The sequence below is a fragment of the Candidatus Saccharibacteria bacterium oral taxon 488 genome, from assembly GCA_010202465.1.
Taxonomy (GTDB): Bacteria; Patescibacteriota; Saccharimonadia; order Saccharimonadales; family Saccharimonadaceae; genus Nanosynbacter.
The window spans coordinates 335,869-356,914 of sequence record CP047919.1; the positions used below are offsets into that span (position 1 = coordinate 335,869).

25 protein-coding genes and 1 tRNA gene are annotated in these 21,046 nt (G+C 53.6%); 13 read left to right on the forward strand and 13 right to left on the reverse strand.

The window, feature by feature from the left end:
- Nucleotides 1-20: 20 nt before the first annotated feature.
- Genes GWK76_01775 through xth form a run of 5 tightly spaced genes read right to left on the reverse strand, consistent with a single transcriptional unit; the run spans nt 21 to nt 4,066 of the window.
- The gene (locus GWK76_01775; protein QHU92049.1) at nt 21-812 is read right to left on the reverse strand and encodes a hypothetical protein; all 792 of its coding nucleotides are present in this window, start codon (nt 810-812) and stop codon (nt 21-23) included.
- Entirely contained in the window at nt 778-1,512 is a 735-nt protein-coding gene (locus GWK76_01780; GenBank protein ID QHU92050.1) for an HAD-IB family hydrolase, read from the reverse strand. Before GWK76_01780 ends, GWK76_01775 begins: the two co-directional genes overlap by 35 nt.
- Before the next feature lie 47 nt (nt 1,513-1,559).
- A complete protein-coding gene (locus tag GWK76_01785) occupies nt 1,560-2,378 on the reverse strand; it encodes a hypothetical protein (protein ID QHU92051.1) in 819 nt (272 codons plus the stop codon).
- Nucleotides 2,379-3,269: a D-alanyl-D-alanine carboxypeptidase family protein gene (locus GWK76_01790; protein ID QHU92052.1), complete on the reverse strand. Its 891-nt coding sequence runs from the start codon at nt 3,267-3,269 to the stop codon at nt 2,379-2,381.
- On the reverse strand, nt 3,266-4,066 hold the full coding sequence (gene xth / locus GWK76_01795; GenBank protein ID QHU92053.1) for an exodeoxyribonuclease III: 801 nt from the start codon (nt 4,064-4,066) through the stop codon (nt 3,266-3,268). The genes GWK76_01790 and xth overlap by 4 nt, the downstream gene beginning before the upstream one ends.
- Nucleotides 4,067-4,108: 42 nt before the next feature.
- Here xth and GWK76_01800 point away from each other — a divergent pair, with 42 nt between their 5' ends.
- Together GWK76_01800 and GWK76_01805 are read left to right on the forward strand one after the other, a co-directional pair.
- Complete coding sequence (locus GWK76_01800; protein ID QHU92054.1) at nt 4,109-5,149, forward strand: glycosyltransferase; 1,041 nt, start codon at nt 4,109-4,111, stop codon at nt 5,147-5,149.
- Nucleotides 5,140-6,462 carry a glycosyltransferase gene (locus GWK76_01805; protein QHU92055.1) on the forward strand — a complete coding sequence of 441 codons (1,323 nt, stop codon included), beginning with the start codon at nt 5,140-5,142 and terminating at the stop codon, nt 6,460-6,462. Before GWK76_01800 ends, GWK76_01805 begins: the two co-directional genes overlap by 10 nt.
- Here the strand turns inward: GWK76_01805 and smpB are convergent.
- The 3 genes from smpB to GWK76_01820 all read right to left on the reverse strand — a co-directional run bounded on the left by smpB (nt 6,410) and on the right by GWK76_01820 (nt 8,571).
- Entirely contained in the window at nt 6,410-6,889 is a 480-nt protein-coding gene (gene smpB, locus GWK76_01810; protein QHU92056.1) for an SsrA-binding protein SmpB, read from the reverse strand. The two genes, GWK76_01805 and smpB, sit on opposite strands and share 53 nt — an antisense overlap.
- 116 nt (nt 6,890-7,005) lie before the next feature.
- Complete coding sequence (locus tag GWK76_01815; GenBank protein ID QHU92057.1) at nt 7,006-7,962, reverse strand: hypothetical protein; 957 nt, start codon at nt 7,960-7,962, stop codon at nt 7,006-7,008.
- Between the two features lie 57 nt (nt 7,963-8,019).
- Nucleotides 8,020-8,571, reverse strand: a complete 552-nt coding sequence (locus GWK76_01820; GenBank protein QHU92058.1) for a hypothetical protein — start codon at nt 8,569-8,571, stop codon at nt 8,020-8,022.
- A 71-nt stretch (nt 8,572-8,642) separates the two neighbouring features.
- Between GWK76_01820 and GWK76_01825 the strand changes: the two genes are divergently transcribed.
- Nucleotides 8,643-10,334, forward strand: coding sequence for an ATP-binding cassette domain-containing protein (locus GWK76_01825; GenBank protein ID QHU92059.1), 1,692 nt, complete (start codon nt 8,643-8,645; stop codon nt 10,332-10,334).
- 73 nt (nt 10,335-10,407) lie between these two features.
- Here the strand turns inward: GWK76_01825 and GWK76_01830 are convergent, their stop codons facing one another.
- Nucleotides 10,408-10,695, reverse strand: a complete 288-nt coding sequence (locus GWK76_01830; GenBank protein QHU92060.1) for an NrdH-redoxin — start codon at nt 10,693-10,695, stop codon at nt 10,408-10,410.
- Between the two features lie 62 nt (nt 10,696-10,757).
- Nucleotides 10,758-10,994, reverse strand: coding sequence for a hypothetical protein (locus GWK76_01835; GenBank protein ID QHU92061.1), 237 nt, complete (start codon nt 10,992-10,994; stop codon nt 10,758-10,760).
- 39 nt (nt 10,995-11,033) lie between these two features.
- Here GWK76_01835 and GWK76_01840 point away from each other — a divergent pair, with 39 nt between their 5' ends.
- The 10 genes from GWK76_01840 (at nt 11,034) to atpC (ending at nt 18,182) form a co-directional block, all read left to right on the forward strand.
- Nucleotides 11,034-11,306, forward strand: a complete 273-nt coding sequence (locus tag GWK76_01840; GenBank protein QHU92062.1) for a hypothetical protein — start codon at nt 11,034-11,036, stop codon at nt 11,304-11,306.
- 62 nt (nt 11,307-11,368) lie between these two features.
- The gene (locus GWK76_01845; GenBank protein ID QHU92555.1) at nt 11,369-12,148 is read left to right on the forward strand and encodes a F0F1 ATP synthase subunit A; all 780 of its coding nucleotides are present in this window, start codon (nt 11,369-11,371) and stop codon (nt 12,146-12,148) included.
- A 33-nt stretch (nt 12,149-12,181) separates the two neighbouring features.
- Complete coding sequence (locus GWK76_01850) at nt 12,182-12,394, forward strand: H(+)-transporting ATPase (protein ID QHU92063.1); 213 nt, start codon at nt 12,182-12,184, stop codon at nt 12,392-12,394.
- A gap of 15 nt (nt 12,395-12,409) precedes the next feature.
- Nucleotides 12,410-12,958 carry a F0F1 ATP synthase subunit B gene (gene atpF, locus GWK76_01855; GenBank protein ID QHU92064.1) on the forward strand — a complete coding sequence of 183 codons (549 nt, stop codon included), beginning with the start codon at nt 12,410-12,412 and terminating at the stop codon, nt 12,956-12,958.
- Nucleotides 12,959-12,960: 2 nt separating this feature from the next.
- Nucleotides 12,961-13,416, forward strand: a complete 456-nt coding sequence (locus tag GWK76_01860; protein QHU92065.1) for a hypothetical protein — start codon at nt 12,961-12,963, stop codon at nt 13,414-13,416.
- An 8-nt stretch (nt 13,417-13,424) separates the two neighbouring features.
- On the forward strand, nt 13,425-14,951 hold the full coding sequence (locus GWK76_01865) for a F0F1 ATP synthase subunit alpha (protein ID QHU92066.1): 1,527 nt from the start codon (nt 13,425-13,427) through the stop codon (nt 14,949-14,951).
- Between the two features lie 3 nt (nt 14,952-14,954).
- A complete protein-coding gene (gene atpG, locus GWK76_01870) occupies nt 14,955-15,836 on the forward strand; it encodes an ATP synthase F1 subunit gamma (GenBank protein ID QHU92067.1) in 882 nt (293 codons plus the stop codon).
- Nucleotides 15,833-16,282, forward strand: coding sequence for an NUDIX domain-containing protein (locus GWK76_01875; GenBank protein ID QHU92068.1), 450 nt, complete (start codon nt 15,833-15,835; stop codon nt 16,280-16,282). The genes atpG and GWK76_01875 overlap by 4 nt, the downstream gene beginning before the upstream one ends.
- Nucleotides 16,283-16,333: 51 nt before the next feature.
- Complete coding sequence (gene atpD, locus GWK76_01880; GenBank protein QHU92069.1) at nt 16,334-17,752, forward strand: F0F1 ATP synthase subunit beta; 1,419 nt, start codon at nt 16,334-16,336, stop codon at nt 17,750-17,752.
- A 4-nt stretch (nt 17,753-17,756) separates the two neighbouring features.
- Nucleotides 17,757-18,182, forward strand: coding sequence for an ATP synthase F1 subunit epsilon (gene atpC / locus GWK76_01885; GenBank protein ID QHU92070.1), 426 nt, complete (start codon nt 17,757-17,759; stop codon nt 18,180-18,182).
- Between the two features lie 75 nt (nt 18,183-18,257).
- Here atpC and GWK76_01890 read toward each other — a convergent pair whose 3' ends face one another.
- The 3 genes from GWK76_01890 to GWK76_01900 form a co-directional block, all read right to left on the reverse strand.
- On the reverse strand, nt 18,258-19,349 hold the full coding sequence (locus GWK76_01890; GenBank protein QHU92556.1) for a tRNA-dihydrouridine synthase: 1,092 nt from the start codon (nt 19,347-19,349) through the stop codon (nt 18,258-18,260).
- A gap of 2 nt (nt 19,350-19,351) precedes the next feature.
- Nucleotides 19,352-20,272, reverse strand: a complete 921-nt coding sequence (locus GWK76_01895) for a hypothetical protein (protein QHU92071.1) — start codon at nt 20,270-20,272, stop codon at nt 19,352-19,354.
- Between the two features lie 453 nt (nt 20,273-20,725).
- Nucleotides 20,726-20,794, reverse strand: a tRNA-OTHER gene (locus tag GWK76_01900).
- Nucleotides 20,795-21,046 lie beyond the last annotated feature (252 nt).

A 21,046-nucleotide genomic window follows, 5' to 3' on the forward strand; every position in this document is an offset into this window, starting at 1 on the left:
CTGGTGGGAACCGCCCCGGTTTATACGCTAGCGGCAATGCTGGTGCTGATGGCGGCCAGTGGTGCTTCGGGCGACCACAAGAGGTAGCTCGCGGCGTGCGCGGCAGTTTGTCCGCGCCAAAGCTGCATCGGCTCGGTCCAGGCTTGGGTGATGACTTCTCCGCTCCGTGCGACGACTAATTGATCGGCATGAAAAACTGCCAATGTGACCGGATAAGTGATGGTGAATTTGTGTAGCGCCTCAACTAACTGTGCTAGCTGCATGCTAAATGTCAGGATTTTTGGATAGTAGACGCTGCGAAAGAGCTTTTGCACTTGGGCGAATGAGGCGACAAAGACGACGTGGGGGTTATCAAGGATGGCGGGAAAGCTGTTTTGCACCAGGTCGATGGCGTCGCGGCTCAGCACGACTGGCCGGTGGTACTGGCGCACAAATTGCTCGTACAGCGCGGCCGTTTCGCTATTTTTGCCGGCGTCACCGATTAGCAGCATGACGTTAGCCCACTCGCCGAGGGCGGCTAATTCGCCTGCTGCCGCGCTGCTGAGGCCGCCGGACGGATTGGTGGGCGCAAATAGAACGTCGGTCATCGCTGCTGGCACGGTGCGGCGCAGTGTGTCGGGTAGCACGACTCGCACTTCACCTGCCCCGGCGTCACGTGCTGCCTGGTAGCTGGTTGCCACCGCCGCAAAGCCGAGCTTGTTGCCGCCAACGATCCCCAGCCGCCCGGCCTGGTCGCGGCGCTCTGGCCGATTCCATTCGACGTCGGGAAACAGCGGCTTAGATTTTTCCTGCTTGCGCCAAAAGGTATCCACGTTCGCCTTTCTCGAGTTCAAACACCACGCTTTTACGCTCCAGGACAATTGGCCAGCCGTTGGTTTTGGCAATTTCAAGGAGCTTTTCCGTCGGGTTAAAGACGACGGGATGTTCAACCATCGCCAGGAGGTGCCGGTCGCCCTCGCTGTCGCCAAAGGCATAACTGCCAGCGAGCGTTAGCCCGTATTTATCAATAATTCCCTGGAGGATCTTGTCTTTATTGGTATACGTCTTGGTGGTCATTGTACCGGTAAAGGTATCGCCCTGCCGTTCATACACCTGAGCCGCCCAGGCGTCAAAGCCGTATCTTTTAGCAAATGGCTCGACTAACTCCTGCTGTGAGCCAGAGATGGCGATCAGAAAATAGCCCGCCTGCTTTAGCTCGCGCAGGCGATGCCGTGTGTAGGTGTAGACGTGGTCGAGCTCCCTCTCGGCGATACTACTCGCCACCTCGTCAAACACCGCGGTCGGGATGTCAGCGAGTGAGCTGGAAATAGCATTGACCAAACTCATTTCGTACTCATCGTAGGCATCTTTTGACTCTCGCCGTTTCCAGCTGAGTAATTTCTGCTGAATGATCGAGGCATGGACTTCGGGGATGGCGCCGGCATCAATCAGCCCGAGCACCAACTGCCGATACAGCCCGCCACGAATGAGCGTACCGTCGATATCAAAAACTGCGAATTTCTGCTGCTTCATCGCTTGATTATCTCGTATTTTTGGCTTTCTCGCAATAGCTTACTATATCATGAAGGAGACGACTTAGCAACTGATGCATTGTCGCGTAATTTGACCATGTTTTGGTACACTTCGTCAAAGGTCAGCCCCGATTCGTGGATGAGGCTGGCTAGGTCTTTTCCGACGTAGCGGAAGTGCCAAGCTTCGCTCGCGATACCGGTTATTTTTTCCTTGCCCTTCGGATAGCGCAGAATAAAACCGTATTCGTGGGCGTGGGTGGCGAGCCAGCTGGCGGTTTTTGGATCAAGTGCGCAGTCGCTAAAGCGGGCCTTGCATTTCTCAGAAAAGCTGGTTAAGTCAACCGCTAGGCCGAGCTGATGCTCGCTGTGGCCGGGTTTGGCGACGTATTCATCGGTGTGGGCGGCACCGTTTTTGGCGGTGGTTTCAGTGCGGACTTTGGCTTGGGCGGTGCCGGAGCGGTAGGCGCTAGAGACGAGGACCGGTAGCTTGGCCTCAGCCGTGGCTTGGCGCAGTTGCTCCAGTGGCTCTTTGACCATCGGCTGCACGCGCTTATCCTCTATCCAGCTCGGCGTACCATCAGTAATATCAGTCAGCGGTGGCTCAAAGGCTGGGTCGATGCCCTGCTTGCCCGAAACGTACGACCAGATTTTCCCAGTTTGTAAATATTTCCACGACGGAAAGGTCAAGTCGCGATTGGTCCGGTCGAGACGGATGGTGATCGGCTGGAAATTATACAGCGGCGAATGAGCGACCGACTCTGAGGTTCGATTGACGAGCTGCGTGCCGCCATTGATCATCAGTAGTGTCAGTGTCGTCCAGGCCGCCAAAACCATGGCCACGACTGCGCGCCCCACCCCGTGCTTCATTTATTGTGTTCCTCGCTGCTTGAGTTTGGTCATTGCCTTTTCAATATACGACCAAGCCTCCTCCATCGTCAAGCCCGACTGGTGCAGCGCACCCGCTAGCTCCCGCCCGACGTAGCGAAAATGCCATGGCTCGTATTGATAGCCGGTGATCGATTCCTTACCCTTCGGATAGCGCAGAATAAAGCCGTATTCATGAGCGTGGGCGGCCAGCCATTTGCCGGCGGCGGTTCCTTCAAAACAATTATCCACCCAGCAGGTTTGATCGGCGCCAGCGAAGTCAACCGCCAGGCCTGATTGATGCTCGCTGTGTCCGGGGCGCGAGCTAAAGCGGCTGGCTGCAGCCTCGCCGTGTCGGCGGGCGTAGCTGGCAAAGAGTGAGGCTTGGGTGGCGTAGCTGCGGTAGCCTGAGCCGACGCGGAGCGTGACGCCAGCGGCGCGGGCAGCGGCGACTAACTTCTCGAGATCAGGCATGAGGACGGCGCGGAGTGAGCGCTCGTCTTGGCCGCGGCCGGGTAATGTCGGTACGCTAACGATGCGGAGGTCGCTTGGCTGATAGCGAGGATTGGCAAAGGCCCGGGATTTGTTGGCGATTTTCCAGAGATCAGCGTCATCAGCGTTGTTGACAATGCGGGCGGGGATCGGTGTAGCGCGCGGTAGAGCGATGATAATTGGTGCGGCTGGCGCTGGGGGCTTCGGGCTGTCGGGAGTTTTTTCCTTGGGTGTTGGTACGGGATCGGGCTGCTTTGTGTTAATTGGCTGCTGAGCGGTGGTACGTGGCGGGTTGAAATGACGGAGAGCGAAATACGTCACCACAGCGCTCCCGGCGATGACTAGTACGGCGCTGAGACTGATGAATAATGTGCGTTTCCCTGAGCGTTTGGTAATTTTCATATCGTAACCTCAATGCTTACCGGGCAGTGATCGCTGCCCATTTGTTCGGCGTGAATCTGTGGGTTGGTGACGCGCCCGGCGATTTCACGCGATGCCAGCCAATAGTCAATCCGCCAGCCGACGTTGCGCGCCCGGGCGTTGGCCCAGTGCGTCCACCAGGTGTAGGCGTCGGTTTTTTCGGGAAACGCCGCCCGGAAGATGTCGATAAATCCAGCGTCCAGATAATTCTGAAAACCCTCGCGCTCCTCGTCAGTGAAACCGTGCCTGCCGACATTGGGCTTAGGGTTCGCTAGGTCAATTTCTTGATGCGCCACGTTCATATCGCCGCAGTATAGTACTGGCTTGACGAGCTCCAACTCCTCCAGATACGCCAGCACCGCTGGATCCCACTGCTCATGGCGTAATTTCAGCCGGCTCAAATCCCCCTTTGAATTTGGCGTATAGCAGGTCACCACCCAAAAATCGTCGAACTCGGCAGTGATGATGCGCCCCTCGTCCGCTGGATTGCCATATTGATCGCCGGTCAAATTAAACCGCTCGATGATAGCCGGCGGCAACCCATCGCGCCAGTGCAGCGGCCGGATTTTCGACAAAATCGCCGTGCCGGAATAACCTTTTTTGGCGGCTGAATAGAAATGTTCGTGATACTCTGGCAGATTAATTTCTACCTGGTCGCGGGCGGCCTTGGTCTCTTGGAGGCATACAATATCCGGATCATAGGTTTGCAGGAAGCGGGCAAACTCGCCCTTGTTGATGACAGCGCGGATACCATTGACGTTCCAGGAAAATAATCGCATTCTTGTATTATACAACGAATTATCATGGTATAATTGCTAAATATGACTAAAAAGACATCCCGAATCGTGGTCAATATGATTTCGGAAAGTGAGTTTACGGTCCAAGGACATGGTGTACATACAGCTTATAAGGAGATTACTGGTGCCTTGGAAAAACAGCCTGCTATTGATATTGCCATTAACACTAATCGATCGGCAGATATAGTTCATGTCCAGACAGTGGGTATGTATGCATTGGGACGGTTACTGCGCAAAAACGGTAAAAAAATTGTTTCAGCACACTTGGTACCAGATAGTTTCATTGGATCATTGAGGGCGGCCAGATACTGGAAGCCAGTTGGTAAATTGTGGCTAAAGTTCTTCTACAGCCGGGCCGACCTTGTGTTGGCCTGTTCCAAGATGGTACATGATGAGCTGGTTCATGACATGAAATTGTCTAACGTCAAAGTGTTATATAATACAGTTGACATGGCGCGATATCGGGTTACTGCTGATGATCGCCGTGTTGCGCGTCAAGCGTTACATTTGACAGAACGTGATTTCGTCGTCATCGGTAATGGCCAAGTGCAGCCTCGCAAACGACTTGATACCTTTATATCAATCGCTCGTGCAATGCCGGATGTTACGTTTTATTGGATTGGCGGTATTCCATTTAAACATCTTGGGGCTAAATACGAGTCAATGCAAAAACTTATTAATTCAGTTCCTCCTAACCTTACGGTAACCGGTGTTATACCGCTCGAAGATGTGCGCCAGTATTATATGGCAGCTGATGTGTTTGTATTGCCGGCTACTCAGGAAAATCATCCTGTGTGTGTACTGGAGGCAGCTGGTGCTGGATTGCCGATAGTATTGCGTGATATTCCGCAGTATGACGATACATTTCGTGGCTCGGCAGTTATGGCGGGTACTGATGAGCAATTTATTCAATTAGTGACCCGTCTCAGAACAGATGCGTCTTTTCGCCAGTCAGCAATTCATGGTGCTAAAAAAATTGCTGAACGATTTGATAGCGGTGCTGGCGCCAAGCGCTTAGTCGCGATGTATCAAGAGTTGCTAAAAGAAGATGAGGAATGCGCGTAGGCTTATTCACCGATACCTATCGACCGTCGATTAACGGCATCGTTTTTGTGGTCGAATCGCTCAAGCGTGAGCTCGAGGCGCTGGGCCACGAAGTCTACGTATTCTGCCCCGCCAAGTCGATGAATCCCGCCAAACAAGCCGAGCTGCTCAACGAAGATCCGGATTCGCACATCGTTCGCTTTCCATCAATCAAGGGTGCGTTTTTTGATGATTACGATACGTCGGTGTTCTTCCCGCCGGCAGTGCAGCGCCGCATCAAAGAGCTGGAGCTGGACATCGTGCACATCTTTACGCCGTCGCAAATTGGGCTGGTTGGCGTCAGTGCGGCGCACAAGCAGCAGATCCCCCTCGTCATCCAGCACTGCACCGATATGTACGAATTTGCCGAGCATTATCCGGCGGTACTGCCGGGGATTTTGACACTGGCTGGCGTGGTGCTACCACTGTCGATTAAGCTAAGGGGCCGTGATTTATTTGAACTGGTCAAGCTGTACCGGCCGCGTGGTATCACCAAATGGAACCGGGCCATCATCGAGTGCGTCATCACTATTCTCTACAGCAAAGCCGACGCCGTCATCGCCCTCAGTCGCAAAAGTGTCGCTCAGCTCAGTGGCTGGCAGGACGATGATCATCTGTATGATTTGACATTGCTGCCAAATGGTGTCAATGCCCTGCCGCGACCGTCGGCGGCTCAGCTCAAGGCCTTTCGGGCGCAGTGGGGTCTCCGGGCATCTGATGAAGTATTTGGTTTTATTGGGCGGCTGGGTGAAGAGAAAAACTTACCGATTTTGATCAAGGCCTTTGACAAGTACGTCGCCAAGGCTCGCCCTAAATCCAAATTGCTGTTCGTTGGCGATTTCGAGTACCGCAAAAAACTTGAGGCGATGGCGGCCGAGAGTAAGTACGCTGATCGGATTATCTTTACCGGCGCTTTGCCGCGCGAGGAATTAGGCGTGGCTTACCAGGCGCTGGATGTGTTTTGCTTCCCGTCACTCAAGGATACGCAAGGCTGGGTATTACACGAAGCGGCGCACGCTCGTAAGCCAATTATCATCATTGACACGCAAGTATCAGAGGTAGTGCGTGACGGCGTGAACGGTATCTTCGTAAAAAATCGGCCCAAGAGCATGGCGGATGCCATCATTACGCTGCTCCGTTCACCGGCCCGTCGAGCGAGGTTTGGCGCTGAGAGCAAAAGATTAGCGGTCACGTTCACCGAGCGCCGCCAAGTCCGCAAATTAGAGAAATTATATCGCCGGGTTATCGCCCAGAAAGCTGCCGCCGCGTCTCGCGATCTTGATCGCGCCGCTTGATGGTCTCGCGCTTGTCATAGGTTTTTTTGCCTTTGGCGAGGGCGATGACCACCTTAATGAACTTGCCGTTAGTCAATAATTTGGTCGGCACAATGGTCATGCCCTGCTTTTTTGCCTCAGTAAAGCGCGTTAATTGGCGTTTGCTGACTAATAATTTTCGCGCTGAAGTGTCAACGCTGCGGGCGTTGGCTTGGCCGCGAACATTGAGCCGCAGTGAAAAACTAGCATTATTTAGCCACAACTCACCGCCGCGCAGACTAACGAATGCGCCCTTGAGCTGCACGTGCCCTTCCCTGGCAGCGCGCACTTCCATGCCCGTCAGCACCAGCCCGGCCACAACCTCCTCGCCCAACTCATAGTCAAATCGCGCTCGGCGATTTACGACGGCGTGAGTGGATGGTTTTTTGGTCTTGGTGGGCTTGGTCACTTGATTATTGTAGCATGTAGGATGGAGCCTTAGCTAGAAGAGGGTTGGTCTGTCTGGGCCGCGTCCTGTACCATCTGGATCGTACCGAAGCGGGACATCTGCCTGATCAAGCCTCACTAGTGCAGTACCTCTTCTTCATCCGCAATCATCATATCCACTCGTATTTCGTCTATGACGGCTGCAAGCTCCTCTAGGGCTACTTGCTTTTGCGACACCTCTAATTCATCATCACTGTATATGATATTGATACGGGTTAGGAGCTCCTTGTATAGCTGATCAAGCAGCCCTGACTTGTCTAAGTCAAAGAGAGCTTGAATCCCTGCCATGTCTACTGACGCTTCTTCCTCTAAGCGACACCTCTCTTTTGTATCACCCCGCAGCTCAGCTAGCTTGCTGCTGAGGATTTTTTGGGTAATTTCAATGACAGTCTCTGCGTCAACGGGACGTGGCATCTCCTTTTCGGAGTTTAGAATTTGCTGCCTAATCAGGTTGAGCTCGTCTGGAGCAGCAGCTGTTTCAATTTTGTATTCCAGCCTGGCTAAGACGTCGTATTTCGCTGCGTTTGGCGCGAGTCCATAGCTGAGGATTTTGCTGAGTACGCCCTGAAGCTTCCCGAGTATCTCGTGCCCTTTTTCTGGTATATTGTTGACCACCTCTTGGTAGGTCTTGTACTCCGCAAGACGCTCATAGTGGGCCTCAGTAATCTCTGGGTTGCTTTCGGTGGGTTTTATACTTTGCGAATTATTGACTTGTGTAATTCCCTGGTCATCTTTGTGCTCTACCGTTGAAGTATTGGCCGTGTTAGTACTTTTTTCTGGATTATTCCACGGGAAATCATATGGGCGCATATTATTTTCATACAGTACCGTACGTACTGTGTGCAGCATGGCCGCCTGGGTGCGCTGCGTTAAGGTTGGCATGCTACTACTATTTTCCGCTGCAGATGAACAAAATTTATCGATGAATTCTTCAGCTGGCGCAACAACGCTAGTAATATCCTCGCCGTTGGCTGTGTAGTATCTTTTATCTACTTTATGTGTCTGCTTTTCTTGTGGTGTCGTCTCTCTATTCATAGCTCTATACTATAACATTGTTTAAGTATAAATGCAATACCTAGCTACTATTTTGTCCTATTCAAGCCCATGCACTTCACCGGTTGTGAAATCCCATTTAGCATTATGCTGGCACTGGGATACGAGGACCAGGACATTATGGCCGAGTTCCCTGACTGCTGGATGGTGGCATTCGCCCCTGATGGCCCAGCCGAGTAGCCGTACCAGTGCGGGGTAATTGTTGATGTGATTCATGATAATCAACTGGTTGGCAGACTTCTCGATTGTATCAACGAGTCGCCACACAGAAAGGTCTGGTTTAAACTCTGGGTGCTTCTCGAGTAAGCGTGCTACGTTCGCGATATTCTCAAGAATATCACAAATATCGACAGTCTCGTCGAGGTTTTCGAGTTGGTTGGTGGCAGTGCGGAATTTTTCGTTGAGGTGCTGGTAACTGGGGAGGTTATCACCTTCTGATCGTTGAATGCGGGCTTCTGTCAGTGGTATGATTACACCTTCAGTGGTAGCTGTGCTGGCTTCATCGTGGTGTGGCGGTATAGCGCGATCTCCGGCAATGGTCTTGAATGGTATAATTCTGGCCTTGCCGTGGTCTACTTCTGTTCTTGGCATGTGTTAAATAATACGATGTAATTACATAAAAGTCAATGATTAGCATCATAGTATGCTACAATATCCCAAGCATGATAGCCGACATCCACATCACCGAAAAAAGTTTTGGCGACAAGACGTTGATGCGTGACGTCAAGTTTAGTGTGGACGACGGCGAGAAAATTGGTGTGGTCGGCCGCAATGGCATCGGCAAGTCAACGTTGTTTGGTATCTTGGCGGGTACGGACACCGACTATACCGGGGAGGTGATTTTCCGGCGCGGCATCACCATGGCGTCGACGGCGCAGGAACACCACGGCTTGGGCGACCAGACGGTGCTTGCCTACATTCTGGCGGGGCTGCCGGAATATGCGAGCTTGAAGAAAATCATTGATGAGTATCCCGAGACTATGGGCGATAATATGCATAAGATTGAGGAGTACACCCAGGCGTTGGAGCGATTTGATCAAAAAGGGTTTTATCAGATTGAGGAGAAGATTGCCCGAGAGCTTGATAATTTTCAGCTGAGCGGATGCGGTGAGCGGCCGCTTGGTTCCCTGTCGGGCGGACAGAAGCGGCTGGTAGAGATCGTGAAGATTATGCACGCGGGGGCGCATTTGGCGCTGATTGACGAACCGACCAACCACATGGATTATGTGGCTAAGCAACAGTTTATCGACTGGATGAGTTCGCAGCCGCGCCAGGCCATGCTGATCATCACGCACGACCGCGATGTGCTGGGCCAGGTGGATCGGATCATCGAGCTCAAAGACGGCCGAGCGGTCAGCTACCGCGGTAATTATGACGCCTACCTTAAGCAAAATGCTCAGGCGACGGCGGCGGGTATGAATAATTTTGAGCACATTGAAAAGCGGATGACCAACCTCAAGCAAAAGGTGCTGGATTATCAGCGGCTGAAGGAAAAGTCGCGAAACCCCGGCACTATCCAAAAGTTCAAGCGGCTGGAGAATGAAGCGCGGGCCGAGCTGGCGGAATTATCAGAGATGGACAAGCCGACGTTTTGGATCGATAAGCAGTCGGCTGGGCAGCTTGATTATAAATCGGCCGAGCGCTACGGCAATTTCAAGGCGCGCAATATTCGGCTATCGATGAAGGACGCGGCTAGTCGTAGTCAGCACGTGCTGGTGCGAGTTGAGGATGCGGCAGTTGGTGTAGGCGAGCGGATGTTGTTAAATAGTAGGGCAGCAGCCACTCCACCGTCCTCCGCCAGAGCACACTCTTCGCTCAAATCTCCACTGGAGATTCTTCGCGAGCGTTCGGCTGAAACGTCCGTTACTCACGAACGTTTCACAGTCTCTGGCGGAGGAGGTGTCGCACCTGCCGCCCCTATCCTCTACTCCGGCAACCTCTTCCTCGACCCGCAGGTGCGGGTGGGCGTGTATGAGCAAGAGATTGATGAGCGGTATTTGGCGGATCCGTTGGAGGCGGCGATTGAGAAGTTGTATCTTGGCCGTGACCTACCGATTTCTGATACCAAAATTCGCCAACTACTGGCTGATTATCTGTTCACCGAAGCGGATCGGATGACGCCACTGGCGCGTCTGTCGGGTGGCCAGAAAGCCCGCTTTCAGATCATTGCCATGCTGGCGAATGATCCGCAGCTGCTGATTTTGGACGAGCCGACCAACCACCTTGATTTACCAAGCATTGAGGAGTTAGAGACGGCGCTGGCGAAATATTCTGGCGCCATTCTGTACGTCAGCCACGACAATTATTTCCGTCAAGCAATTGGCGGTGAGGTGGTGCAAATCGGCGCAGCATAAAGGGTGTACTAATGAAAAACCTGCTGCCAGTAAGTTCCTAGGCAGCAGGTTTTTTGGCGTCAATCAGTGATATTTACTCGCTTATCAAACCATTCTTCTTCAGCGCATCCTGTAGTTTCGGCCGGTCGAATCCCAGGATGACCTCGCCGCAAACATCGGTCACCGGCACGCCCTGGAAATTGCCGCCGTTCTTGCTGAGCAATTCTTCCTTGGCGCTTGGATCAGCCTCGATGTCCTTGGCGACAAAATCGATGCCGAGTTTTTTCAACCACTCCATCTCGGTGTGACAGAATGCGCACCAGCTGGTGCTATAGACGGTGACTTTGGCGTCTTGGTGATTGGCCGTGTTATCTTCGCTCATAACTTCCCTCCTTATGGCTTTTCTCTATTGTAGCATAAGCATCGGTGCCTCGGCAATGCTATCTAGTCTCGGGACACCCGACTCGTTAAGTGCCAGCCGTCACACCCCCGGCAATAATACACGTCTAACTCCAGTTTTGGTGACATCAGCTCCTGCGTATCAGCCGCTCGCCTGGCGATTTGCTCGGTGGCGAAGCGGCGCTTGCGCCGGCAGGTGTCGTGATCGGTAGTTGTCAGCGTCGGCTTGACGAGCGTTCGGGCCGATTTTGGTTGGTTTTTGGGGTAATTTCGCCGTGGCATCTTGTCAAGAGTATAGCATGTTGCTATAGTGACAGAGTAATGGCTGAGAGACCAGATGTTGAGAATGGCGTAACGACAGCGACGGAAGTGGCGGCGGCTCGGGTTATTCTCGGGACGATCGGCGACACAACGTGGCGGATGTTTGTACCGAGCATCGGCTGTACACTGCTGGGTGTATGGCTGGATAGCGTATTTGGCTTGAAGCCGTGGCTGATGTTTGCTGGTGTGGTACTTGGCTTTTTGGGCGCGTACCTGCTGGTGAATAAGCAGTTGGGACGCGTGAAACGAAAAAAGGAGCGTAAAAATATATGATGCAATTATTTGCCAGTGCCGGTCCGCACATTTCAGTCAAGGCTGATGAAGTAGCGAATGTTATGGGCGTATCGATTACTAATTCGCACATGCTTGGCGCGCTGGGGCTGATCGTTTTGGTGTGGCTGATGTTTCGGACGCGGGCGGCAGTGCTGGGCAAGAAAAAGCATAATTTTACGACGCGGCTGGTACACTGGACATTTGATGGGCTGTACAATACGGTTCGCCAAGTCATCCCTGACCAGACATGGGCGCGTCGAGTGGCGCCACTGTGTATCACTATATTCTTTTTCGTGGTGGCACAATATTGGCTGGGGCTGCTACCGATCGTAGGGCCGATTACTGTGGGTAGTCATGGTACGCCGCTATTTCGTGGCGGTGTGGCTGATCTGAATATGACATTTGGCCTCGCTATTGTGACAATTGTCGCTGCCCAAATTTATGCCTTCAAATACCTTGGTTTTAAGGGTAATATGGGCCGCTACTTTGTTAATCCGCTGCGCGATCCGATCATGGCGTTTGTCGGTATTTTGGAGTTGGTGGCGGAGTTTTCGCGCCTGCTTGGTCTGAGTTTCCGTTTGTTTGGCAACGTGTTGGCCGGCGAGGTGCTGCTGATTATGATCGCCTTTTTGACACAGTTTATTTCCCCGGCGGCGCTCCAGCCATTCTATTTGTTTGAACTATTTATCGGCGGTATTCAGGCATATATTTTCTTTATGCTTTCGACCGTCTTTATTTCTCTGGGTCTCGTACCACATGGCGACCATGCTGAGTCGCATGATGAATCTGTTCACTCCCCTGTCCATAGTCCTAAACTGGTGCAAGAGAGTGAGCAACACTAGGTAAGTAATAATTATAAATAAAGGAGAAATCATATGAAAGAATTAGCATTTGCACTCACCTACGCCATTCCAGCTGCACTGGCAGCAATCGGCGCCGGTATCGTCGGCGCGGCAGCGATGAACGCGGCTGGCCGTAATCCAGAGAAAATTAACGACCTGCGCACCATGATGATCCTCGGTATTTCGTTCATCGACGCCCTAGCGATTATCGGTTTCGTGGCGGCTATCGTCGGCAAAGTTATGTAATTTGAGGGGTAAATTGTGGAGACTATATTGACACAGTTTGCGAGTGCCGAAGCGCACGCGGCCGAAAAGGCCGACCTGTTCAGCTCGCTGGGCATTGACTGGAAGTTGCTGATCTTGCAGACGGTGGCGTTCTTGATCTTGCTGGTGATTCTGCGCAAGTGGGTGTATCCGCCATTGGCAGCGATGCTCGACAAGCGCGAAAAAGACATGCGCACAGCCGAAAAGGCGGCGCAGTCGGCGCGTGATAACGCTGATAAAGCCGAAAAAATGACCAACGAGTTGATGCGAAAAGCTCGGGCGGAGGCCAGTGATATCGTGGCGGCAGCGCGTGAGGAGGCGGCTTCAGTCGTCGAGCAAGCCGCGGCTAAGGCGACTGCCAAGTCCGAGACTATCGTCAGCGCGGCGCAGGCGGAAATCGCCAAGGAAGTTGAACAGGCCAAGAAAGCATTGCACAATGAAACGCTGGAATTGGTGGCTGAGGCAACGGGTAAGGTTTTGAACGAAAAGGTTGATGCTAAGGCCGATGCCAAGCTGATCGCAACCGCGGTCAAGGAGGTCGCCTAGTCATGGCGCGGACGCTTCGGCGAAAGTTGGCGCAGCATGCGGCCGAGCGGCTGCTCAAGGGCGACGCAGCAGTGATTGATGAATTAGCGGCGCTGATCATAGCCGAGCGGCGCGAGCGAGAAATTGATCTGTTGGTGCAGGATATTGAGGCGGAATTAGCCGAACGTGGCACGGTCGTGGTGACAGTGGAAAGTGCAAGAGCGTTGGACGCGGCGACAAAGGATGAGATAAAGCGGCTACTATTATCTAACTCGGGTATGGAGTCGCTGGCATCTGTGGAGGGTCGCTCTGCAGCCCAAGCACCCGAAGTAGATACTAGCGGCCAGAGCGTTAACGTGCTGCTGCGTGAATCAATTGACCAGGCGCTCATTGGCGGCTTCAAACTGAGGACGCCAACTCAAGTGATGGACGCGACAATTGCCAAGAAATTAAACGATTTGCGGGCGAAGAAAATCTAGGAGGAAAAATGAGCAAGATTGATGTGACAGAACTAGCCAAAAGCCTGCGGGAAAAAATCGCGCAGCTGGAGGCAACGGAAGGACTAGAGGACGCTGGCATCGTTATCCGCGTCGGCGACGGCGTGGCGTGGGTGCACGGCCTCAGCAAAGCTGGCTACAGCGAAGTGCTAGAAATCGAGACTGACGGCGGCGTGGTGGAAGCGTTTGCACTGAACTTAATGGAAGATGAAATCGGTGCGGTGATCCTCGGCGGCGAAGAAAAGGTCAAGGCTGGCGCCAGCGTTCGCCGCAAGGGTGCGGTGCTGGATGTGCCGGTTGGTGAGGAACTGCTCGGCCGGGTGGTTGACCCGCTCGGTCGGCCGCTCGATGGCGGACCAGCTATCAAGACCAAGCAGCGCGGGCTGATTGAGCGACCAGCCATCGGCGTGATGGGCCGTAAGTCGGTGCATGAGCCATTGATGACCGGTATCATGTCAATCGACGCCATGTTCCCAATCGGTCGCGGCCAGCGCGAGCTGATCATCGGTGACCGCCAGACTGGTAAGACGGCAATCGCTATCGACACCATGATCAACCAGGCACGGCAAAAGACCGGCGTGGTCAACGTCTACGTGGCGATTGGACAGAAATTATCAAAGATTGCTCGGCTGGTTGACCGCCTGAAAGAAGAAGGCGTGATGGAACAAACCATCGTGGTGGCGACCAGCCCGTCGGATGCGGCTTCCCTGCTGTACTTGGCACCATATGCTGGTACGGCCATGGGTGAATATTTCCGCGACAACGGCGGCCACGCGCTGATGATTTATGATGATTTGACCAAGCACGCCGTGGCCTACCGCCAGATGTCGCTCTTGCTCCGCCGTCCACCGGGACGCGAGGCGTACCCGGGTGATGTGTTCTATCTACACTCTCGCCTCCTCGAGCGTTCAGCCAAGTTGTCGGACGAATTGGGTGCTGGTTCACTGACTGCCCTGCCGATCATCGAGACGCAGGCTGGCGACATCTCGGCCTACATTCCGACCAACGTGATTTCCATCACCGACGGTCAGATTTTCCTGGAAACCGATCTGTTCTACCAGGGTATTCGCCCAGCCATCTCTGCTGGTTTGTCAGTCTCCCGCGTTGGTGGCGCCGCTCAGACCAAGGCGGTTAAGTCGGTCGGCGGTAACTTGAAGCTCGGTCTTTCGCAGTTCCGTGAATTGGCTAGTTTCGCGCAATTTGGCTCAGACCTGGATGATGCGACCAAGGCACAAATTGACCGCGGTCAGCGCCTGACTGAACTGCTCAAGCAGCCGCAATACCAGCCGATGAGCGTCTGGGAACAATTTGTCAGTATCCACGCGGTGACGAGCGGTGCGTTTGACAATGTGCCAGTTGCCAAGATCAAGGAAGCGCAGGCCGGCCTGCTAACGTACCTCTGGAACAATGCCAAGGACGCCATGTGCGAGCTAAACAAGGGTGCCAAGCCAACTGACGAGCAACTCCAGGTCATCGACGAGGTAACGCAGGTGGTAGCGAAAGGGTTTGAGGAGTAATCCATGCCGAGTACTCGTGCGCTGAAAAATCGCATTCGCTCGGTGGACTCGACCAAGCAAATCACCAAGGCGATGCAGTTGGTGGCCGCCAGCAAAATGCGTCGTTCGCAAGAGGCGGACAAGGCCTCGGCTCCCTACACTATGGCGGCTGAAGAGTTGCTGAGTTACTTGGCGAGTCAAGGTGCGACGGATAATCACCCACTGTTTAAGCGCCGCAAAATTACCAAGCGTTTGATTATCGTCATTGCCAGCGACAAGGGTCTGGCCGGTGCGTATAACACCAATGTCTTGAAGAAATATCTGGAGCTACTGAAGCGCGACGACGAGCGCGGCATTGAGAATCTAACCTTGACAATTGGGCGTCGGGCGTCGCAGTTTGCCTCGCGACTGAAGGATACGAAGATTATCGGTACGTACGAGGACCTGCCAGATCAGCCGTCGGGACTGACTTTTCACACGATTTTAAATACCGCCATTAGCATGTTTGAGGATGGCGAAGTTGACGCAGTGACGCTGGTATATACGCGGTTTGTTAATAGCATGGTGCAGACGGCGGAGCTGTCGCGCTTGCTACCGGCGGGTACCAAGGCACTGATTGATCCGAGCGAGGTCTCGAACACAGTTTCTGATGCCAAGTATGAGCCGAGCATTCCAGAAGTGCTGGACGCCGTGGCGAACCGTTTGACGGGTGCGCGATTGCTGCAGGCGTTGCTGGACGCTCGCGCCAGTGAGCACTCCATGCGGATGATGGCCATGAAGAATGCGACAGATAATGCGTCTGACTTGGTGGACGATTTGACCTTGGCGATGAACAAAGCTCGCCAGGGGGCGATTACTCAGGAGCTGGCCGAAATTTCTGGCGGCGTGGAGGCGATGAAACAATGATGAATAACACAACCCTATTCGTCAGTACTGTTGTCGTAAAAGACGGAAAGCTATTGGTTGTTCAAGAGGGGAAAAATAACTACGGGCAGTTAGGTACGTGGAATTTTCCGGCGGGACATGTCGAGCCGGGCGAAAGTTTGGTGGAGGCGGCGGTGCGCGAAGCGAAGGAAGAATCTGGCTATACAGTTGCAATTGACGGTATTCTGTCGGTGCTGTTGAAAAATACTGATTCTGGTATGTCGTTGATCGTGTTTTTCCTGGGTCGTATTGCCGATAATTCTCTTGTCGCGCGCGAAGCAGGAATCCAGCAGGTTGACTTCGTAACGTTAGAGGCTTTGGAGAAACTAAACTTGCGTTTTCCTGATGATATGATAGAACCAGCTCGTCGAGCGCTGTTGGGTAAGAGCTATCCTTTGGATATAATTATGGATTATCAGGAGGCGTAGACGCGGTATGAAAAGTGAGATTAATACAAAGGAAGTGCGGAGGAAAAATTGATGAGTAAAACACTAGGAAAAATTATTCAAATCGTTGGCGTGGTGGTCGATGTGGAGTTTCCACGTGACGTTAAATTGCCGGCGATTTATGACGCGTTGCATGTCAAGAATGGCAAAGAGACGCTGGTGTTGGAGGTAGCGCAGCACCTGGACGAGCACACCGTGCGGACGATCGCGCTGTCGTCGACTGACGGCTTGGCTCGCGGTGCGGACGTGGTGGCGACTGGTGCGCCGATTTCTGTGCCGGTGGGTGCCGAGACCCAGGGGCGCATGTTCAATGTGGTTGGTGAAGCGATTGACGAGAAACCACAGCCAAAGGGCAAAACCGCACCAATTCACCGCCCTGCTCCGGATTTGAGCGAGCAGTCAAACAAGACGGAGATTTTGGAAACTGGAATTAAGGTTGTCGACCTGATCGCACCGCTGGCCAAAGGTGGTAAAGCCGGTCTGTTCGCCGGTGCTGGTGTCGGTAAAACCGTCCTAATCACCGAGCTGATCAACAACATTGCCAAGTTCCACTCTGGTAACTCGGTGTTTGCTGGTGTGGGTGAGCGTACCCGTGAAGGAAATGACTTGTACTACGAAATGGAAGAAGCGGGCGTGCTGGACAAGACTTCGCTGGTGTTTGGCCAGATGAACGAGCCGCCTGGAGCACGTCTGCGCGTGGCACTGTCGGGTCTAGCGATGGCTGAAGCCTTTCGTGACGAAGGCAAAGATGTGCTGCTGTTTATCGACAATATTTACCGCTACACGCAGGCTGGTGCTGAGGTGTCGGCACTGCTTGGTCGTTTGCCAAGTGCCGTGGGCTATCAGCCGAACTTGCAGCAAGAAATGGGTGCGTTGCAGGAGCGCATCACTTCAACCAAAAAGGGTTCGATCACCTCTGTTCAGGCGGTGTATGTGCCAGCTGACGATCTTACCGACCCAGCGCCAGCGACGACCTTCGCTCACCTGGATGCGACCATCGTGATGAACCGTGCTTTGACAGAAATTGGTATCTACCCTGCTGTCGACGTGCTGGATTCTAGCTCTAACTCGCTTGATCCAGAAATCGTTGGTGAGGAACATTACCGCGTGGCGCGCGAAGTTCAGCGAGTACTGCAGCAGTACAAGGAATTGCAGGATATCATCGCTATCCTCGGTATGGAAGAATTGTCAGACGACCAGAAGCAAATCGTTGCTCGGGCGCGCCGCATTCAGCGTTTCCTAGCGCAGCCATTCCACGTGGCTGAGAAATTTACTGGCAACCCTGGCGTGTACGTCAAATTGGAAGATACTATTCGTGACGCCGCTGACATCTTGGCTGGTAAATACGATGACAAGCCAGAAAGCTGGTTCTACATGGTGCAAGGCACACTGGCCGACCAAGTAGCTCGTGATGCTGAAAACGCAAAGCAACCAGAAGCAAAGAAGGACTAGCCTGATGGATCTAAAGCTGGTAACGCTCGGTGGTGTCAAGCTGGATGAGATGGTCTACTCGGTAACTATTCCGACGATTGACGGTGAGATTTCGGTGCTGCCGAGCCACGAACCGCTGGTGACGGTGGCGAGGGACGGCGTGATCACCGTGCGCCGGCGTCAAGAAGACCCCGACAATCAATTGGAATATTTCGCAATCTCCGGCGGCGTGGTGAAAATCGATTATTCATCGGTGCAAATCCTGGTGGACGAGGCCGACCATGGCGACGACATCATCGAGGCGGAGACTCAGGCGGCCCTGGAGCGCGCCATCAAAGCCCGCGACGAGGCCGGCGACCAAGTCGAGCGCGAGAAAGCCAAACAGCTCATCGACCGGCATATGGTGCGGTTGAAGGTGGCGGACTTGCATCGGCGCAAGCGACGACGGTAGTAGATTGTTTACAGTGTCATTTTAGGCGCACGTTTGATTACGATGTGTCTTGCGGTCGGTTATGGGCGCTCAGTTTTATTGATCATCCAGTAATTGGCGGACTTCGTCGGTGCTGGTGGTGTGCATCAATTGCTCGCGCAGTTCCTTGGCGCCGTCGAAGTCGCGGATGTAGATTTTGAAGAAGCGTTTGAGGGTTTCGAAGGGGCGGCCGAGGGCTGGCTGGTAGTGGTCAAAGAGGTCGAGGTGGTAATGTAGTAGATATATAAGCTCTGATTTAGTATTGTCGCTCCCGTCGTCGCCGTCTCCGACGGCACGTAGGTCGCTAAACGCGGGTCCTGCTAGTCGGTCCGCCCCTTCTTCTGAAAAATCAGAGATTTGTTCAGAAGTGGGTGCTGCCCCGCCGACTATCACCCGCTTATCCTCGATCTCCGAAGACACTCCGCCTTTCCGAAAACAAAACGGATCGCTGAAAATTCCCCGCCCGATCATGATACCGTTGATGCCGGGGTGCTGACGGGCGAGCTCTTTGCCTTGGGCGCGGTTGCGGATGTCGCCGTTGATGGTTAGCAAGGTTTGCGGGGCGATTTCGTCGCGCAGTTTGATGATGTCGTCGATAAGTTCGTAATGGGCTGGGACTTTGCTCATTTCTTTTTTGGTGCGCAGATGAATGGTCAGATTAACAATATCTTGCTGCAAAATAGTCGTCAGCCATTCTCGCCATTCGTCAACATACGTGTAGCCCAGCCTGGTTTTGACGCTGACTGGCAGGCCGGCAGTTTTGGCGGCAGCGATGGCGGCAACCGCCACGTCGGGTCGGCGGATGAGCGCTGCGCCACCAGATTTGATGGCGGATCTGGCGGGACAGCCCATGTTGATGTCGATGCCGTCAAAGCCGAGCTTGGCGCAATAGCCAGCAAATTGCTCCATATCGCCTGGCTCACCGCCCCAGATTTGGGCGACTAGCGGATGCTCGTCGTCGGTCTTGACGAGCCGCCCGGCGATGGCTTTGTCGCCAGCATGCACCCAGCCGGTGGCATTGGCAAATTCGGTGAAAAACACGTCGGGCGCGCCCGCCCTTTTCACGACATGACGAAACACCACGTCAGTGACGGCTTCCATGGGCGCCAAGATGAAAAATGGCTGCGGTAGATTGTCCCAGCATGTCATGTTCACGCCGTCAGCCCTTTACTAAATAATATACTTTCCGCGATAAATAGACGTAGCGCCTCCAGCTCGCCGCGAACCTGCGCTCGCTCCAGATAGGTATAGTACGCTCGCTTGCGCTCTTTGGCGACGAGGGGTGGTACCAACCCCAGTTGTAGGGCCTGGACAAAGAGCAAGAGTCGCCCGGTGCGACCGTTGCCATCGCTAAACGGATGGATTTTTTCAAATGTCGCATGAGTACGGGCTAGCCATTCTATCGGCTCTGTTTTGGGCGATTTGTTCATTTCGTCAATACACTCGGACATCGCTTCAGTAATGCGCAGATGGTTTACTGTTGTGACACGACTACCCATGATGCGCACACCGTGCCGGCGGTAGAGTCCGGCGTCAGACACCAGCGTGTTCATCAGCCGGACATGTGTTTGCAAGATCAGCTCTTCGCTCCACGTAAAATGCGTTCCTTCTTTGTGTAAGGCATCCAGCAGAAAGTAGAGCGCAGTGCGGTGGTTACGGGCCTCTATCTGTTCGCGCGCTGTCTTGTTGGCGAGGACGCGATTATCATCGTTCAGCACCTCTGCGACGTCCGCTAGGGTCATTGTGCTACCCTCGATCGTGTTCGTGTGGTAGGTCAAGTGGAGCGTCAGGATGTCAAGTAATTCTTGATTTGCTAGGAGTGTCCGGATCGTCATGCGGCTGGCATGGGCGGCACGTTCAGTAGCGAGGCGCTTCGCCTCGTCGATGGTGTCCTGCCCGATCATCTCTTGATGTAATAGCTGAATATTTGCCAGGTTTTTGGCGCGCGGCGACATGTGTTGGTGTACCCAGGCGTTGAGCGTACGCACCGGCACATCTAGGCGACGCGCCAGTTGTTCTTGGGTAAGGCCTGTCCGCATCAGAATTTCTTGGAGCAATTGCGCAGCATTCATGTCGTGATATTACCAAAACCTCATGATGTTTGTCAAATAGCACGATGTTTGCTAGGAGTCTGATGGTATGGTGGCGAGGGTTTTTGGATGTACAAGTGGCTACCCCTGCCCGATGATCACTCCCAAAAAGGTGAAATCCCCGCGTCATCGTTGACGCGGGGTGGTGGACTCAAGCGGTTCTGCTCGGAGTTGATCTCATCGCTGAGAAAAACTACTACGAGTGAACTCGCGAATCCAATGTTTTGGGGCCCCGCCGACCAGATGCATCCGGATACACCTGGTGGCGGGGTGGAGACTATCTATGCAGATAGCCTCCCGGGACTCTTCCCGGGGCCCCTCCGGGAAGAGCGAGGGGCGAAAACAATGCCGTTTTCGTGATAGACCAGAGTGGAGGTTACTGGCCTATCATGCGTACTGTTTATAGCTCAACGCTGAGCACAGTACGCACCCCAGTGGATGTGGCGGGAGTCGAACCCGCGAGATTCGGTGGTTTCTAGAACCTTGCCTCCTCCAAGCACACCCGTGATTTGTTCTCCGAAGCTTAACGGACTTCGGCGGGGGGATCACCCCCGGGGCCTTTAGCGCCCCGCCTGCACGGCTACTTCAGGTTCAGGATGGTGGCGTTACAATGGCAACACCTATATCCATCCTGCCTCCGCAGGGCATTGCCATCATACCAGATGGTACGATGGCATGACGAGCAGATCGACTTTGTGGTATCGCTACCACTGCATGTCTTGCTCGTCCGGATATAGTCATATCCGAATAGTCCCA

Coding starts and splice junctions, on each gene's coding strand:
- GWK76_01780 (QHU92050.1), bottom strand. CDS start 1,512: ATGAAGCAGCAGAAATTCGCAGTTTTTGATATCGACGGTACGCTCATT.
- GWK76_01785 (QHU92051.1), bottom strand. CDS start 2,378: ATGAAGCACGGGGTGGGGCGCGCAGTCGTGGCCATGGTTTTGGCGGCC.
- GWK76_01790 (QHU92052.1), bottom strand. CDS start 3,269: ATGAAAATTACCAAACGCTCAGGGAAACGCACATTATTCATCAGTCTC.
- xth (QHU92053.1), bottom strand. CDS start 4,066: ATGCGATTATTTTCCTGGAACGTCAATGGTATCCGCGCTGTCATCAAC.
- GWK76_01800 (QHU92054.1), top strand. CDS start 4,109: ATGACTAAAAAGACATCCCGAATCGTGGTCAATATGATTTCGGAAAGT.
- GWK76_01805 (QHU92055.1), top strand. CDS start 5,140: ATGCGCGTAGGCTTATTCACCGATACCTATCGACCGTCGATTAACGGC.
- GWK76_01815 (QHU92057.1), bottom strand. CDS start 7,962: ATGAATAGAGAGACGACACCACAAGAAAAGCAGACACATAAAGTAGAT.
- GWK76_01820 (QHU92058.1), bottom strand. CDS start 8,571: ATGCCAAGAACAGAAGTAGACCACGGCAAGGCCAGAATTATACCATTC.
- GWK76_01825 (QHU92059.1), top strand. CDS start 8,643: ATGATAGCCGACATCCACATCACCGAAAAAAGTTTTGGCGACAAGACG.
- GWK76_01830 (QHU92060.1), bottom strand. CDS start 10,695: ATGAGCGAAGATAACACGGCCAATCACCAAGACGCCAAAGTCACCGTC.
- GWK76_01835 (QHU92061.1), bottom strand. CDS start 10,994: ATGCCACGGCGAAATTACCCCAAAAACCAACCAAAATCGGCCCGAACG.
- GWK76_01840 (QHU92062.1), top strand. CDS start 11,034: ATGGCTGAGAGACCAGATGTTGAGAATGGCGTAACGACAGCGACGGAA.
- GWK76_01845 (QHU92555.1), top strand. CDS start 11,369: ATGGGCGTATCGATTACTAATTCGCACATGCTTGGCGCGCTGGGGCTG.
- GWK76_01850 (QHU92063.1), top strand. CDS start 12,182: ATGAAAGAATTAGCATTTGCACTCACCTACGCCATTCCAGCTGCACTG.
- GWK76_01860 (QHU92065.1), top strand. CDS start 12,961: ATGGCGCGGACGCTTCGGCGAAAGTTGGCGCAGCATGCGGCCGAGCGG.
- GWK76_01865 (QHU92066.1), top strand. CDS start 13,425: ATGAGCAAGATTGATGTGACAGAACTAGCCAAAAGCCTGCGGGAAAAA.
- atpG (QHU92067.1), top strand. CDS start 14,955: ATGCCGAGTACTCGTGCGCTGAAAAATCGCATTCGCTCGGTGGACTCG.
- GWK76_01875 (QHU92068.1), top strand. CDS start 15,833: ATGATGAATAACACAACCCTATTCGTCAGTACTGTTGTCGTAAAAGAC.
- atpD (QHU92069.1), top strand. CDS start 16,334: ATGAGTAAAACACTAGGAAAAATTATTCAAATCGTTGGCGTGGTGGTC.
- atpC (QHU92070.1), top strand. CDS start 17,757: ATGGATCTAAAGCTGGTAACGCTCGGTGGTGTCAAGCTGGATGAGATG.
- GWK76_01890 (QHU92556.1), bottom strand. CDS start 19,349: ATGACATGCTGGGACAATCTACCGCAGCCATTTTTCATCTTGGCGCCC.
- GWK76_01895 (QHU92071.1), bottom strand. CDS start 20,272: ATGAATGCTGCGCAATTGCTCCAAGAAATTCTGATGCGGACAGGCCTT.